We start from the raw sequence: 13,417 nt of genomic DNA, 5'->3' as shown, positions 1-13,417 counted from the left end.
CCTCCCCCGCCCTGGTCCCCCCCCCCGGGGGGGGGGCGGCCCCCCCCGCCCCGCCCCCCCCCCCCACCCCCAGGTGCCCTGAACGACCGATCCACAGCACGACCTCGGGAGCCACAGGTGCGGAAAGCACTCCTGTCCGCCGTACTCGCCGGCGCCGCCGTACTCGTCACCGCCACCGCGCTCGCCGCCTTCGCCGTCGCGCGTTCGCACGGATCCGAAGCCGGCGACCAGGCGGACACCGCGAGCGGCCTGCGCGTCGGCGTCACCTGCTCGTCCGACTTCGCCTTCGCCACCGAGGTCTCGTGCGGGCTGACAGACTTCGGGGACGTCCGCCGGCACTGCTCCGGTACGGGCACCGCCGACTGCCCCCGGACCCACTCCGTCACGCTGAAGAACACCGGACGGACGCCGGTGCGGATCGTGGCGATCAGCGGATCGGCGCCGGGCGAGCGCCACGAGACCGTCTCCCGCACCCTCCCCGCCGGCGCCTGGGAGGTCCTCGGGCCGCGCACGGGTGACGCCTTTCTCCTCGACATCGTCCTGCGCTCGGACGGCGGCCGGGCGAAGGTGAGCGTCACCGGCGTCTCCTGACGTGGCGCCAGGTGTCACAGTGCCAGCAGCGCCTGCTCGACGACCTCGGTGAGCGCGGGGTGGATGTAGAGCACGTCCCGGGCGACGTCGTCGATGTTCCGCCCCAGGGTCATGGCCTGGATGAGCGGCTGGATGAGCGTCGCGGCCTGGGGCCCGATGATGTGGGCACCGAGGAGCGTGCGGTCGGCCGGGTTCGCGAGGATCTTCACGAAGCTGGTGGTGTCCTCCAGCGCCCACCCGTAGGCGGCGTCGGCGTAGTCGTGGACGCTGACGAGGTGATCGATGCCGCTGCGGCGGGCCTCCTGCTCCGTCAGGCCGACGCTCGCGATCTGCGGATGCGTGAACACCGCGTGCGGCACGGCCTTGGTGCCCAGGGACCGGATGTCGTCGGGGTGGACGAGGTTGTGGCGCACGAGGCGGACCTCGGCGTTGGCCCGGTGCTTGAGCTGGAAGTGGTTCGCGACGTCGCCCAGCGCCCAGACGCCCGGGACCGATGTGCGGCAGGCGGCGTCGGTGGCGATGTGGCCGTCGGAGTCCAGGTCCAGCCCGCCGGCCGCGACGTCCAGCCGGTCGGTGTTGGGCCGGCGGCCGACGCACACCAGCATCGCCTCGGCCTCGACGACCTGTTCGCCCTGCGGGCCCCGCACGGTGACGGCGACGCCGTCGCCCCGCCGCGCCACCGAAGTGACCTCGGTGTCGAGCAGTACCCGGTGCCGCCGCGAGGCGAGTTCGGTGAACCGCGCGGACACCTGCTCGTCCTCGGCCATCAGCAGTCGCGGCCGGTGCTGAATGATCGTCACCCGCGCCCCGAACGCGTCGAAGACATGGCCGAACTCGGCCGCGATGAACCCTCCGCCGATGACGACCAGGGACTCGGGCATCTCGTCGATCCGCATGATGGTGTCCGAGGTGTGGTACGGCACGGTGTCGAGCCCCGGGATGTCGGGGATCACCGGCCGGGACCCGACCGCCACGACGATCGCCTCCGCGCTGAGCTGCTCGGAGCCGACCTGCACCACCTTCGGCGCGACGAAGCGGGCCGCGTCGGTGTACACGTCCACCCCGCTCTCGCGGCGGAAGCTCACCGCGCTCTCGTGGAGCGGGTCGATCCGTCCGAACACCCGGTCGCGGACGGCCCGCCAGTCGACGGGCTCCACCGTGGCGTGGACGCCGAGCCGCGCGGCCTCCCGTGCGTCGACCACCGCGTCGGCGGTGACGACCAGCATCTTGCTGGGGATGCAGCCGCGGTTGAGGCACGTGCCGCCGAACGGGCCGGGCTCGACGGCCGCGGAGCGCAGATGGGCGAGTTCGTCGCCGAACAGCATGTTGCCGCTGCCCATTCCCAGAACCACGAGGTCGTAGTGGAGCACGTCCGTCCGCCTTCCGTCACCATCGAGTCCGTTTCCTCCCGATTCTGTCCTCTCCGGTCGCGTCCGCGCAGCGGACCACACCGGCCGGGCCCCGGCGCGGTCGCCGGGGCCCGGCCGGAAGGGCCGCTCAGGTGACGGATGGTCAGGCGTCGTGGCCGTGGGCAGCGGTGACGTGCAGGACCACCGGGACCGGGGTGATGGCGTAGGGGGTGTCTCCGGTGAGTGTGATCCGCGTGCGGTAGTCGCCCGGCCCGGTGACGTCCGGCGACGCGGAGTCCAGGGCGACGGTGACCGTGGTGCGCCGGCCCGGCTCCAGCGTCACCTGGGAGACGTGCGGAGTCAGCCAGCCGGTGCCCGAGGGCTGGGCCACACGGACGGTCACCGGCGCGGTGCCCGTGTTGGCCAGGCGCAGCCGGGCGGTCGTGTGCCGTCCCTGTACGACGGTGCCGCTGATCGCGTGCGGCGTCGCGGTGACGCGTCCGGCGCCGAGGGCGAGGTCCGCACTGGTCGTCCGGTCGGTGTGCACCGTGGCCTTCTTCGTGGCCGTGGCGTAGCCGGACGCGGTCCCACTGACGGTGTGGGTGCCGGGGCCGGCGGCGAACAGGGTGTAGAAGCCGTCGCCGACGGCCGGGTCGTCGGGGGTCGCGGTGGTGGTGACGGTGGTCTGCGGGTTCCGGAGGTCGGTGACGGTGGCGCCGACCAGGCCCGCGCGCGTGTTGGCGTCGCGGACGGTGCCGAGGATCAGGCCGCCGGGGGTGGGCACGAGGGCGCGGGTCGCGACGTACACGTCGTCGACCGCCCAGTGGTAGCCCCAGTTGGCGACGAAGTGGAAGCGCAACTGCACGGCCTTGTGGCCCGCGTACGCGCCCAGGCCCACGTGGAGGGTGCGGTTCTGCACGCTGTCGCTGCTCTTGGGCGAGGACCAGGCGGTGGTCCAGGTGGCGCCGCCGTCGGTGGTGACGTCCACGCTCATCTGCTGGTTGTTCGGGTTGTACCCGTACTCGGTCTTGAACGTGAGCTCCGCCGACTGGCCTGCGGAGAAGTCGTAGACCGGGCTGATGAGTTGGGTGTCCTGGTGCGGGCCGATCGGTCCGTTGTCGCTCTCGGCGACGGCGAAGGCGCCACTGCCACCGGTGAGGTTGCCGCGCTCGATCGGGTCGTCGAACTCCCATCCGCTGTCCGTGCCTGGGGCGTTGACGACGGTCCAGCCCCGCGGCGCACCGGTGGTGGAGTCGAAGGTCTGGGTGCCGCCCTCGCGCTCGAGCGTGTAGCCGACGGCGGTGGCCGCGTCGGGGTCGGCGGTCAGCGCGACGTCGGCGGTGACCGGCTTGCGCCCGACCGTGACGCCGTGCTCCCTCGGCTCGTAGCCGGGCAGGCTGCTGGTGACGTCCAGGGTGTAGTCCGCGCCCTGGGGCAGGTCCAGCCGGTAGGCGCCGGTGGCCGGGTCGGTCCACACCGGGGCCTCGGGCGAACCGGCCACCGTGACCTTGGCGTAGAGCGGCCAGCCGTGGCCGGAGCCGTCCGTGACCTTGCCGCGCACGTGCTCGCGCGGGATCGGGGCGAGCTCGACGTCACGCGTCAGGGACTGGCCGTCGGCGATGGTGAGCGTGACGGGGACGGCGGCGGTGTAGCCGAAGGCCTTCACCGTCAGGTCCTTCACCGTGCCTGCGGGCAGGTCGAGGGTGTACGCGCCCTCGGCGTCGGTCGTGGTGATGTCCAGTCCGGAGCCGACCGTCGCGTGGGCGACCGGCTTGCCGGTGGCGGCGTCCTTCACGGTGCCGGACAGGGTGCCGTGCGGACCGCTGCGGAAGGCGGCCAGGCCCGCGGGCGTGCCGAGCCCCGTGGGACCGTCGTAGCCGGGGACGCCGGTGCACAAGTAGGCGGCGGCGCAGGTGCCGTTGGAGCCGGTGGTGATGTCGTTGAGGCCCGCGCCGCCGGCCGCGTAGGGGTAGGCGTTGGGGTACGTGCCCGGGCGCGGGGGGCCGGCCAGCGCGTAGAGGGACGCGATCACCGGGGTCGCGGCGCTGGTGCCGCCGTAGCGCTGCCAGCCGGTCCCCTGCGCGCCGTACGTCAGGTACACGGCAACGTTGTCGGCGACGGCGGAGACGTCCGCGACGCTGCGTCCGGTGCAGCCGGTGTCCTTCTGGAAACCGGGCTTGGCCTGGAGTGCCGCGCAGCCGGAACCGGGTCCGTAGTTGTCCCGGGCCCAGACCGTCTCCGACCAGCCGCGGGCGGAGCCCGGGTCGGCGGTGAGGGTCGTGCCGCCGACGGCGGTCACGGTCGGCAGGGTCGAGGGGAAGGAGACCCCGTACTTGTTGTCGCCGCTGGCCGCCACCACGGCGACGCCCGGGTGGTCGTAGGAGGCGCCGTAGGCGGCCAGGTCACCGGCGAGGTCACCGAGCCGGCCATAGGAGTTGGAGACGTACTTCGCGCCGAGGGCCACGGCCTCGTCCACGCCCGCGGCAAGGTTTTCCAGACCGTCGTTGTCGGTCACCACGAGCAGGATGTGGGCGGCCGGGGCCGCCGCGGACACCATGTCCAGGTCCAGGGCGACCTCCCCTGCCCACGTTTCACTCGGCTGCGGGTAGGAGGTGCCCCCGCGCTGGTCGACCTTCCGGAAGCAGCCGTTGGCGGTCGTGCAGGGCGGCAGGCCGTACTGCTGCCGGTAGACGGCGAGATCGGCCTCGGCGTTGGGGTTGTCGTAGGCGTCGACGATCGCGATCGTCTGCCCCGCGCCGCCGTCGGCGGGCAGGCTGTAGGCGCTCTGGATGTCCTGCGGGCCCAGGCCCGCGGGAGTCGCCGAGGCACTGAGCCGCAGGAGCGGCGGCTGACCGGTGGCGCGCAGCGCGTAGCAGGCGGCGCGGCCCTTGCCGGGGGTGTCGCAGACGGGTTCGAGGTCCGGCGCGGCGTCCCGCGCGACGGCCGCGGCGGGTGCCGCGTGCACGACGGGGGCGGCGGGCCGGGCCTGCGCGGCGGGCTGGAGGCCCAGCACCGCCAGGGCCGCGACGCCCAGGACGGCCGCGCCGCGGCCGAGTACGCGGAAGACCGGGGAGGCACTTCTCGCGGAGGGGGATATCGACACAATCAACCAATCCGGACAGGGCCCCGAATTCGGGGCCGGTGACGGCGGATTCACAGATCCACCGACGAACCATTACCGGACCCGCATTGACCGCGTGTCAATACCTTGTTTGTTGCCGTCACATGTCGCCGCCATCTCGATGCGCATGATTCGAGCCACGGGTAAAACATTCCCAAAAACCGGTTCACCGCCCGGCCGGCAACCGCGGCACGGCCGGCTACGACCTGGTGAGCAGTCCGGCCCCGGGCGAAAACGTACCAGCGGCCATCAACGCGGGCAGATCGCCCGACGCCCCGCGCACGATATCGGGGAATTCCCGCCGACCGGACTTCTCATATGCGCAGACGCACATTCTCTCCCCCGGTTCCGGGTTGCCACGGGAGCGACCACGGACAAGAATCCGGTGCGGGTCGCAAATGCAACCGTGCACCGGCCAATCGGAAATGCGGCGGTGTGGCGGTGTGGCCGTGCGGGGAAATTGTCGCGCCGCCTTTTCCCGTGGCAACGGCAGCCGGGCTCAGCCCACGACGACAGCACCCTTGCCGGCCTTCGGATCGCCGGCGTTCACCGTGTCGAAGACGATGCGGTGGGAGTCCTCGTCCTCCGAAGGGGCCATGTCCACCCGCGGGATTAAGAAGCTGCGCCGCTCAATCCAAGAGGCGAGGACTGTTGGACTTCCGAATCGCGACGCAGCAGGCTGGGGCCGAACCACGGAACCCCACACGTCGCGGAGAAGTCCCATGCCCCACGTCGCCAACCCGGATCGCTACGACGGCACGATGCGGTACCGCCGCACCGGGCGCTCGGGCCTGGACCTGCCCCTCCTCTCCCTGGGCTACTGGCAGAACTTCGGTGACGACAAGCCCTTCGAGCGGCAGCGCGAGATCGCCCTGCGCGCGTTCGACCTCGGCATCACCCACCACGACCTGGCGAACAACTACGGGCCGCCGTACGGCGCGGCCGAGCTCACCTTCGGCCGCATCATGAGGAACGACCTCGCGCCGTACCGCGACGAGATGGTGATCTCCACCAAGGCCGGCTGGGACATGTGGCCGGGCCCCTACGGCCAGGGCGGCGGTTCCCGGAAGTACCTGCTCGCCTCGCTGGACCAGTCCCTGCAGCGCATGGGCCTGGACTACGTCGACATCTTCTACTCCCACCGCCTCGACGCCACCACGCCGCTCGAGGAGACGATGGGCGCCCTCGACACCGCGGTCCGCCAGGGCAAGGCCCTGTACGTCGGCATCTCCTCCTACGACGCCAAGCGGACGAGCGAGGCCGCGGCCGTCCTGCGGGACCTCGGCACGCCGCTGCTGATCCACCAGCCCTCGTACTCCCTGCTGAACCGCTGGATCGAGACCGAGGGGCTCCTGGAGACCGCGCACGACGAGGGCATCGGCGTCATCGGCTTCACCGCGCTCGCCCAGGGCCTTCTGACGGATCGTTACCTCGACGGGGTGCCGGAGGACTCCCGAGCCGCGCGCGGCTCGACGTTCGACGCCGCGTGGCTCTCCGAGGACATGCTGCGACGCCTGCGCGGCCTCGCCGGCATCGCCCGCGACCGCGGCCAGTCCCTGGCCCAGATGGCACTGGCCTGGGCCCTGCGCGACGAGCGCGTCACCTCGCTCGTGATCGGCGCGTCCCGGGTCGAGCAGGTGGAGCAGAACGTCGCCGCCCTGGGCAACCTCCACTTCAGCGCCGACGAGCTGGCCCGCATCGACGAGTACTCCTTCGACGCGAGCGGCGTCGACCTCTGGCGCGACGCCCGCAACGGCGCCCTCGGCTGAGGCGCCGGGCGCTAGAGTTCCCACGTGCGTTGATCTCCCGGGCGGCGGCCATGCGCCGCCGCGGACGGTACCGGCGGCCCGGCAGGCGGGCCGCCGGTCGTCATGCCCACCGGCATCCCGAGGAGATCACCCATGGCCTCTCACCACCCCCTCACCTATGCGGCGTTCACCCGACTCGCCGTCGCCGACGCCGCCGTCGTGGGGCTCGTCCTCAAGGGCTCCCAGGCCCACGAGGGCATGCCCACCGCGCACTCCGACCACGATCTGTACGTCGTCCTCGCCGACGGCGCGGCAACGGACCTCACCCGCTTCTCAGGCCACCGCACCCCCGCACTGGACCTGGTCGTCGTCACGCTGGCGGACTTCCGCACGGCCGGAATGCCGGGCTTCGAGCGCTACGCCCTCGCCCGTGCCCGCGTCGTGCTCGACCGGCTCGACGGGGGCATCGCCCGGATCCTGGCCGCCAAGGCCCACCTCGGCGCCGACGAGGCGTTCCGGGACTCCGGCGAGTGGCTGGACGCCTACGCCAACTCCCTCTACCGGTCGGTCAAGAACGACCGTGACGGCCATGCACTCGCCGCCCGCCTCGACGCCGCCGACAGCGTCGGATTCCTGCTGGAACTGCTCTTCGCCCTCGACCGCCGCCCCCGCCCGTACAACAAGTACCTGGAGTGGGAACTCGCCCGGTACCCGTTGCCCGGCTGGGACTCCGCCCCGCTGCTGGACGCCATCGACACCATCGCGCGCACGGGCGACGTACGCGTACAGCGGCGTCTCTTCGCCCGCGTCGAGGCGGCGGCCCGCCGCGCGGGACACGGCCCGGTGCTGGACGCGTGGGGCGAGGACCTCGCCCTGATGCGGCCGTAGCGCGGGGCCGGCCGCCGGCGAGGCGGCAATCCCTTCGCACAGGACTTCGCGGACCCGCTACGTCGGCCAGCGGTACCCGAGGGCGAAGTCGACCACGACGGCGAACGTCAGGTACATGAGCCAGCAGGCGGTGAGGATGCGGAACAGCCCCATCACGCGCTCGGCGACCGGAACACCGACCGACATCACGAACTTCGCCGCGTAGACGCAGAAAAGGCCGACGAAGACGATCCCGACGGGCCAGTCCGCCACCGCGAAGAACACCGTCGCGCCCAGGGCCGACAGGACCATGTAGGCGACCGAGACACCGGCGTTCACACGAGGGTCGTTGCCCCGGTAGCGGTCCCAGCCCAGCGCGAACCAGTGGATGCCGTACGCGGTGAAGGCCAGCGCCGCCATGTAGAGGGACGGCGCCCTGAACACCTCGAACCACGTGAGGCCGACGAAGAGGATCACACCGGCCAGCAGTTGGCAGAAGCCCGGAAGCCAGATCCCCCAGGTGCCCAGCCCCCGGTCCACCCGGTCGTCCCGTTCGGGCCAGCCGAACAGTTCCTGCGGGCCCCAGATCAGATAACCGGTGCCCAGGCCGAAGAAGCCGAGAGCCAGTGGCGGATACGCCGAAACGGGAAAAATGACGTCCATTGATGGGTCATTCCCGCACAAATGGGAAATAATGCACGCCGGATCCGACCCGGGCACGGCATCTCCGTCACCGAATGGACGGCGACCCGGTGTATCCGGAGTGCAACGCCACCACGTTCACCACCGTGAACCAGTGAGACGACGTCCAACCTTATACGCGATGCAATCACACGCGCGCGGGGCACACACCTTCACTTGTTCTGCACACCGTGTGCCGCAGGCGCAGTCGCGCCAGGACGGCCGGGCCTGGGCGATGGCCCCCGCACCGCGTCCGAAGACCTCGGAAATCCCCGGTTCAACGCCCGAAAAGCACCCGTCCACCGAGAGTTTCCCGTTGCCGCGACCCCCGTCGGCAGGAAGGCCGATGCGCCGGAACCACGTTGTAGGATCGGTCCACGGGCATGGGACTTTGACGGCGTGCCCTTCGTGCAACGGGGCACGCACGGGCACATGGTGACCTGTGACGCCGGAGCGGCCGAGCCGGCGGGACGGTCAGGTGGCGGCGCGGTAGAGACCGCGGCCGGCGCGCTGGGCGCGGGACGCGCCGACCAGCCGGTCGAGGGTGCTGCGCACGGCGTTGATGCTGCCCGCGTTGGCGTCCCGGCCCAGAGCGGCGGCGACGTCGCGGGCGCGGACCTCGGCGCCGTGGGTGGTGGCCAGGTACTCCAGGATCTGCTCGGTGAGCTTGCCGTACCCCGGTTGCGCGGCCGCGTGGGCGTCGTCGCCCTCCGCGCCCGGCTCCACGGGCTCCGCGTCGGGCACGGCCGGCACCGCCTCCGACGCGGTCACCGGCGCGAGGTCGGTGTACCTGCCGACGAGGGACGACTGATGGGCGCTCCTGGGGCGCCCGATCGTGCCGGTGTCGAGGGCGGCCGACGGCAGGAGCCTCTGGAGGGCGTCCAGTGCCTTGTGCACGGAGCAAAGGTGCGCCGCGACGGCCGCCAACTCGCGCTCGAGCCCTTGCTTCTGGGCCTGGAGTCGCTCCGCCTCGTCCCTGAGGGCCGCTGCCGTGGCCTCAATGTCCCGGGGGGTGTGCGTCATTGAGTCCAGGTGTCCTCTCGTCCTCGGCCGGCCGGCAGCTTCCAATATGGCACGTTCCGGCGTTCGTGATATCCGTCGCGGCGGGTAAAGCCGCATCGGATGAACACCCGCACGCCGGGTGACAGATTAGTACGCCGAACTGTGAGGTGATCACAACAGATAGTCCCGGATCCTTTGCCCGAGAAATCGTTACCATCCGCCCGATGTGACGCATCTCGCAGGGGCGCCCCACGGCTCGCACGGGCGGCCGACACCGCAGGTGGGCACCCGGGCGGACGCCGTGGCGGCACCGGGCGCCGGCCTTCCCGGCCCGTCGCGATAGGGCGGGGTCCCGCGGCCGGGCGATCTGCTTCCACTTTTGGACGAAGTCGTTCAATCGACGACTTCCAGAACATCGTCACCGACCATGAATGAACATCCGCGACGGAATTGCACACGAACGGTCGCGGCGACTGCGACGCGGTACGGCACACAAGGCCACCTGACACACCGGCGACTCCGACAACTCCGGCATGGACGACAGCACAACCGCGTGCGCTTGTCACCGAGGGTTCCCCCACGGGCCCTTGGCCCTTGACGCGGGTGTCTCCGCACGGGGCTGGGATGGCGGTCGATCGCGGCGCCGGGAGGACCCGGCGCGGCGGAGGACCGTACGTCAGGAGAGGCATGTCCGTCACAGCCGAGAAGGCGCGCCACAGAACGATCCGGGTGCGGCAGGGGGCTTGGAGGGTTGCCGTGCTCGGCACCGCCCTCACCCTGGTCGCTCTGGTCCCGCCCGCGACCGCCGGGGCGTCGTCCACCGCGTCCACCGCGTCCACCACCTCCGGCCCGCACGGGATCGCGTGGACGACGCAGAGCGTGGCGCCCGGCGTCCAGGTCCGCACCGGGGTGCTGCAGGACGCCGACGCCGCCGGCGTGTGGACGGTCACCGTGCAGGCGCCCGCCGTCAACCGCCTGACCGGCGCCGCCACGTGGGCCCCGCTCGGGGACCGCACCTGGGCCGACGCCACCGCCGGACGGCTGCGGGACGCCGGGTTCGAGCCCCGGCTGGAGCGCGTGGCGTGGGACGACTACACGGACACCCCGCACGGCACGATGGGCTGGCAGGTCCGGGTCGGCCGGTACGCCACCCAGGCCGAGGCGGGCACCGCCAACTCCGCGGTGGCGGGCGCCGGTTTCCGCACGTCCGTCGAGTGGACCGGCTACGACGGCCGGCAGGCCGCCGACGGGGAGCGCATCCACCTCGCCGTTCTCGACCCGGAGCGTCTGCGCGGGACGATCGCCGTCAGCGACGGCGGCAACGTGGCCGACCGGGAGAAGACCTCCGCGGTGGCCACCCGGCTCGCTTCGCTGATCGGCGTCAACGGCGGCTTCTTCATCACCTCGGACGCGGACGGCGTCCAGGGCACGATGGCGGGCCTGTCCGCCGTGCACGGTGAGCTGGAGTCCATGGCGGTCGGCTCGCGCGCCGCGCTGATCCTCGGCGACGGCGGCCGGCGGCCGCGCATCGCCGACCTGTCCACCACGGTGACGGTGCGGGCCGGCTCCGCCACGTACGCGGTGCAGGGCATCAACCGCGTCCCGGGCAAGCTCCGCAACTGCGGCCGTCCGGGCGCCGTTCCCATCGAGCAGCCCCGCCACGACACCACCTGCACGCTGGCGGACGACCTGGTCAAGTTCACCCCGGCCTTCCGGGCCGCGCTGCCCACGGGCGCGGGCACCCAGGTGGTCCTGGACAAGCGGGACGTCGTCGTCTCCACCGGTGAGCGCGGCGGCCCGGTCCCCGAGGGCGGCTCCGTCCTCCAGGGCACCGGCGCGGCGGCAGCGTGGCTGACCGACCACGCGCACACCGGCGCGCGGCTGTCGCTGCGCGAGGTCGTGCGGGACTCCTCCGGGCGGCAGGTCCGGCTCGGCCCGGACGACAGCATCGTCAGCGCGGCGCCGACCCTCGTCGAGAACGGCCGCGTCCACATCGACGCCGCCACCGAGGGCACCCTCGACCCCCTGGACCTGTCCTTCGGCTTCGCCTGGTCCAACGTGCGCCAGCCCCGCACCCTCGCGGGCATCGACCGGCGCGGCCGTCTGCTCCTCGTCACCGTCGACGGACGCCAGCCCGGCGTCAGCGAGGGCTTCACGCTCGGCGAGGCCGCCCGCTTCATGCGGTCGCTCGGCGCGGTCCAGGCCCTCAACCTCGACGGTGGCGGCTCCACGGCCATGACGGTCAAGGGCGCCCTCGTCAACGTCACTTCCGACGCGACGGGTGAGCGCGCGGTCGGCGACACGATCCAGGTGCTCCCCGGCTCCGGCCGGCACTGACCCCACGCGGGTCCCCAAGGGGGTGATGTCCGTGCGGACATCGCCCCCTTCCCGCGCTACCGGGACACCGCCGCGAGAGGATCCGGCCCGGCCGCGCCGCTGCGGCGTGCTCGGAGTCCGGAGACGGCGAACCCCGCGGCGCACAACAGGCCGGCGGTGGCGGCGGCCAACACGAGGATCGCCGTGGGCGGCATGTCGTCGCCCGCCGGGTAGCGCTGACCGCAGAGCCGTACCGTGCCGGGGTGCCGGCCGGCGGCTTCCAGGCACAAGGAGTCGCCGACGGCTAGGTGTTCGGGCATTTTCCTGTCGGGCAGCCCGGTGTCGGAGAAGTGGTGTCCGGCGAGTTCATAGCCGACCCGAACGTCGCGGCCGCCGCCCCTACCGCTTGCGGTGACGCGTTCCACGACCCCGCGCACCCGTACCGGGGACGTGTCGATCCGGTCGGCCGCGCGCAGTTGGGCGATCAGGAACCACGCGGCGCCCAGTGCGCCGAGCAGGCAGGCGAGCGCGATGACCCCCGGAACCCTCGGCAGCGCCCTGAACGTGTCCCCCCGCATGGCCCGCATTGTGACACGCGTGGTTCAGCGGGGCGCCGCCCACACGGGCGGCGCCCTCCTGCCGCGCCCCGCTGCGGCGTCCTAGCGCGGCTGGAGCGGGAAGAGCATGCAACTGCTCGTCGCGTGGGCGAGCAACCGGTCCTGCGCGTCGAACAGTTCGGCCTGGGCGAGGGCGGTGCGGCGGCCCTGGTTGAGGACCCCGCCGACGGCACGCACCTTGCCGGTGTCCACGTTCATCGGACGCAGGAACTTCAGGCTCAGGTCGAGCGAGGTGTAGCCCATGCCCGCGGGGAGGACGGACTGCACGGCGCAGCCGGCTGCCGAGTCGAGGAGCGTGGCGTAGACGCCTCCGTGGACGCTGCCGATGGGGTTGTAGTGCTCCTCCCCCGGTTCCATGGTGAACACCGCACGGCCGAACTCGACCTGCTCCAGCGTGAATCCGAGCGTCGAGGCGATGGGCGGCGCGGGCAGGCGTCCGGCCACGATGTCGTGGAGGAAGTCCAGTCCGCTGCGCTGCCCGACGGCGGCCGCGGAGACGCTCGGGTCCTTCCACTCGAACGTACGTGACCGGGTCATTGCCGCCCTCTCTCCATCTGACTTCGCTATCCGAAGTTAGATGGTCGCATATCTGGCTGTCAATGGCGAAGCCAGCCTACGATGACGGGCATGACCTGGCTGGAGACCAGCACCGAGAACTGCACGGTGCAACGCACCCTCGATCTGATCGGCGAGAAATGGTCGCTGCTGGTGCTGCGCGAGGCGATGAACGGCGTACGCCGCTTCGACGACTTCCGCCGCCACATGGGACTGTCCGAGGCGGTGCTCGCGGACCGGCTGCGCAAGCTCGTCGCCGCGGGGATTTTGGACACGGTCCCGTACCGCGAGCCGGGCAGCCGCACCCGGCACGAGTACCGGCTGACCCGCAAGGGCTGGGACCTGTGGCCCGCGATGATCGCCCTCAAGCAGTGGGGCGACCGCTACACCGCGGATCCCGAAGGCCCGCCCCTGGAAGTCCTGCACCGCGACTGCGGCGCACCGGTCGAGGTTGCCGTCGTGTGCACGGCCGGTGACGGGCCGTTGACGCCTCGTCAGGCCGCCACCCGGCCGGGGGCGGCGGCCCGCGCCGCCACCTGACACGGGGCAGCCCGTGCCCGGACCTGGGTC

The 13,417-nt window shown here is 72.1% G+C and carries 11 protein-coding genes; 5 read left to right on the top strand and 6 right to left on the bottom strand.

What is annotated here, in order from left to right:
• The first annotated feature begins 117 nt into the window (after positions 1-117).
• Complete coding sequence (locus ACFWVC_RS31270) at positions 118-591, top strand: hypothetical protein (RefSeq protein WP_384295082.1); 474 nt, start codon at positions 118-120, stop codon at positions 589-591.
• 14 nt (positions 592-605) lie between these two features.
• Here ACFWVC_RS31270 and ACFWVC_RS31265 read toward each other — a convergent pair whose 3' ends face one another.
• A complete protein-coding gene (locus tag ACFWVC_RS31265) occupies positions 606-1,961 on the bottom strand; it encodes a mycothione reductase (protein WP_384295079.1) in 1,356 nt (451 codons plus the stop codon).
• Between the two features lie 142 nt (positions 1,962-2,103).
• Complete coding sequence (locus ACFWVC_RS31260) at positions 2,104-5,043, bottom strand: carboxypeptidase regulatory-like domain-containing protein (RefSeq protein ID WP_384295075.1); 2,940 nt, start codon at positions 5,041-5,043, stop codon at positions 2,104-2,106.
• Between the two features lie 740 nt (positions 5,044-5,783).
• Here ACFWVC_RS31260 and mgrA point away from each other — a divergent pair.
• Both mgrA and ACFWVC_RS31250 read left to right on the top strand, forming a co-directional pair.
• On the top strand, positions 5,784-6,830 hold the full coding sequence (gene mgrA / locus ACFWVC_RS31255; protein ID WP_384295070.1) for an L-glyceraldehyde 3-phosphate reductase: 1,047 nt from the start codon (positions 5,784-5,786) through the stop codon (positions 6,828-6,830).
• 132 nt (positions 6,831-6,962) lie between these two features.
• Positions 6,963-7,697, top strand: coding sequence for a hypothetical protein (locus tag ACFWVC_RS31250; RefSeq protein WP_384295067.1), 735 nt, complete (start codon positions 6,963-6,965; stop codon positions 7,695-7,697).
• 57 nt (positions 7,698-7,754) lie between these two features.
• On the opposite strand, the gene ACFWVC_RS31245 is transcribed toward ACFWVC_RS31250, so the two are convergent.
• Both ACFWVC_RS31245 and ACFWVC_RS31240 read right to left on the bottom strand, forming a co-directional pair.
• Positions 7,755-8,339, bottom strand: coding sequence for a hypothetical protein (locus tag ACFWVC_RS31245; protein WP_384295064.1), 585 nt, complete (start codon positions 8,337-8,339; stop codon positions 7,755-7,757).
• A 492-nt stretch (positions 8,340-8,831) separates the two neighbouring features.
• Positions 8,832-9,380, bottom strand: coding sequence for a hypothetical protein (locus ACFWVC_RS31240; RefSeq protein WP_384295061.1), 549 nt, complete (start codon positions 9,378-9,380; stop codon positions 8,832-8,834).
• A gap of 666 nt (positions 9,381-10,046) precedes the next feature.
• Here ACFWVC_RS31240 and ACFWVC_RS31235 point away from each other — a divergent pair.
• Positions 10,047-11,696 (top strand): phosphodiester glycosidase family protein, encoded by a 1,650-nt coding sequence (locus tag ACFWVC_RS31235; RefSeq protein ID WP_384295057.1) that lies wholly within the window; start codon positions 10,047-10,049, stop codon positions 11,694-11,696.
• 56 nt (positions 11,697-11,752) lie between these two features.
• Here the strand turns inward: ACFWVC_RS31235 and ACFWVC_RS31230 are convergent, their stop codons facing one another.
• Both ACFWVC_RS31230 and ACFWVC_RS31225 read right to left on the bottom strand, forming a co-directional pair.
• A complete protein-coding gene (locus tag ACFWVC_RS31230; RefSeq protein WP_384295052.1) occupies positions 11,753-12,253 on the bottom strand; it encodes a hypothetical protein in 501 nt (166 codons plus the stop codon).
• A gap of 81 nt (positions 12,254-12,334) precedes the next feature.
• Positions 12,335-12,829, bottom strand: coding sequence for a PaaI family thioesterase (locus ACFWVC_RS31225; RefSeq protein WP_384295047.1), 495 nt, complete (start codon positions 12,827-12,829; stop codon positions 12,335-12,337).
• Positions 12,830-12,919: 90 nt separating this feature from the next.
• On the opposite strand from ACFWVC_RS31225, the gene ACFWVC_RS31220 reads away from it, so the two are divergent.
• Complete coding sequence (locus ACFWVC_RS31220; protein WP_384295045.1) at positions 12,920-13,387, top strand: winged helix-turn-helix transcriptional regulator; 468 nt, start codon at positions 12,920-12,922, stop codon at positions 13,385-13,387.
• The last annotated feature ends 30 nt before the right edge of the window (positions 13,388-13,417 follow it).

This window comes from Streptomyces sp. NPDC058691, from assembly GCF_042714775.1.
Classification (GTDB): Bacteria; Actinomycetota; Actinomycetes; order Streptomycetales; family Streptomycetaceae; genus Actinacidiphila.
This window is presented reverse-complemented; position numbering and strand designations above follow the sequence as displayed.

Coding starts and splice junctions, on each gene's coding strand:
- mgrA (WP_384295070.1), top strand. CDS start 5,784: ATGCCCCACGTCGCCAACCCGGATCGCTACGACGGCACGATGCGGTAC.
- ACFWVC_RS31250 (WP_384295067.1), top strand. CDS start 6,963: ATGGCCTCTCACCACCCCCTCACCTATGCGGCGTTCACCCGACTCGCC.
- ACFWVC_RS31245 (WP_384295064.1), bottom strand. CDS start 8,339: ATGGACGTCATTTTTCCCGTTTCGGCGTATCCGCCACTGGCTCTCGGC.
- ACFWVC_RS31240 (WP_384295061.1), bottom strand. CDS start 9,380: ATGACGCACACCCCCCGGGACATTGAGGCCACGGCAGCGGCCCTCAGG.
- ACFWVC_RS31235 (WP_384295057.1), top strand. CDS start 10,047: ATGTCCGTCACAGCCGAGAAGGCGCGCCACAGAACGATCCGGGTGCGG.
- ACFWVC_RS31230 (WP_384295052.1), bottom strand. CDS start 12,253: ATGCGGGGGGACACGTTCAGGGCGCTGCCGAGGGTTCCGGGGGTCATC.
- ACFWVC_RS31225 (WP_384295047.1), bottom strand. CDS start 12,829: ATGACCCGGTCACGTACGTTCGAGTGGAAGGACCCGAGCGTCTCCGCG.
- ACFWVC_RS31220 (WP_384295045.1), top strand. CDS start 12,920: ATGACCTGGCTGGAGACCAGCACCGAGAACTGCACGGTGCAACGCACC.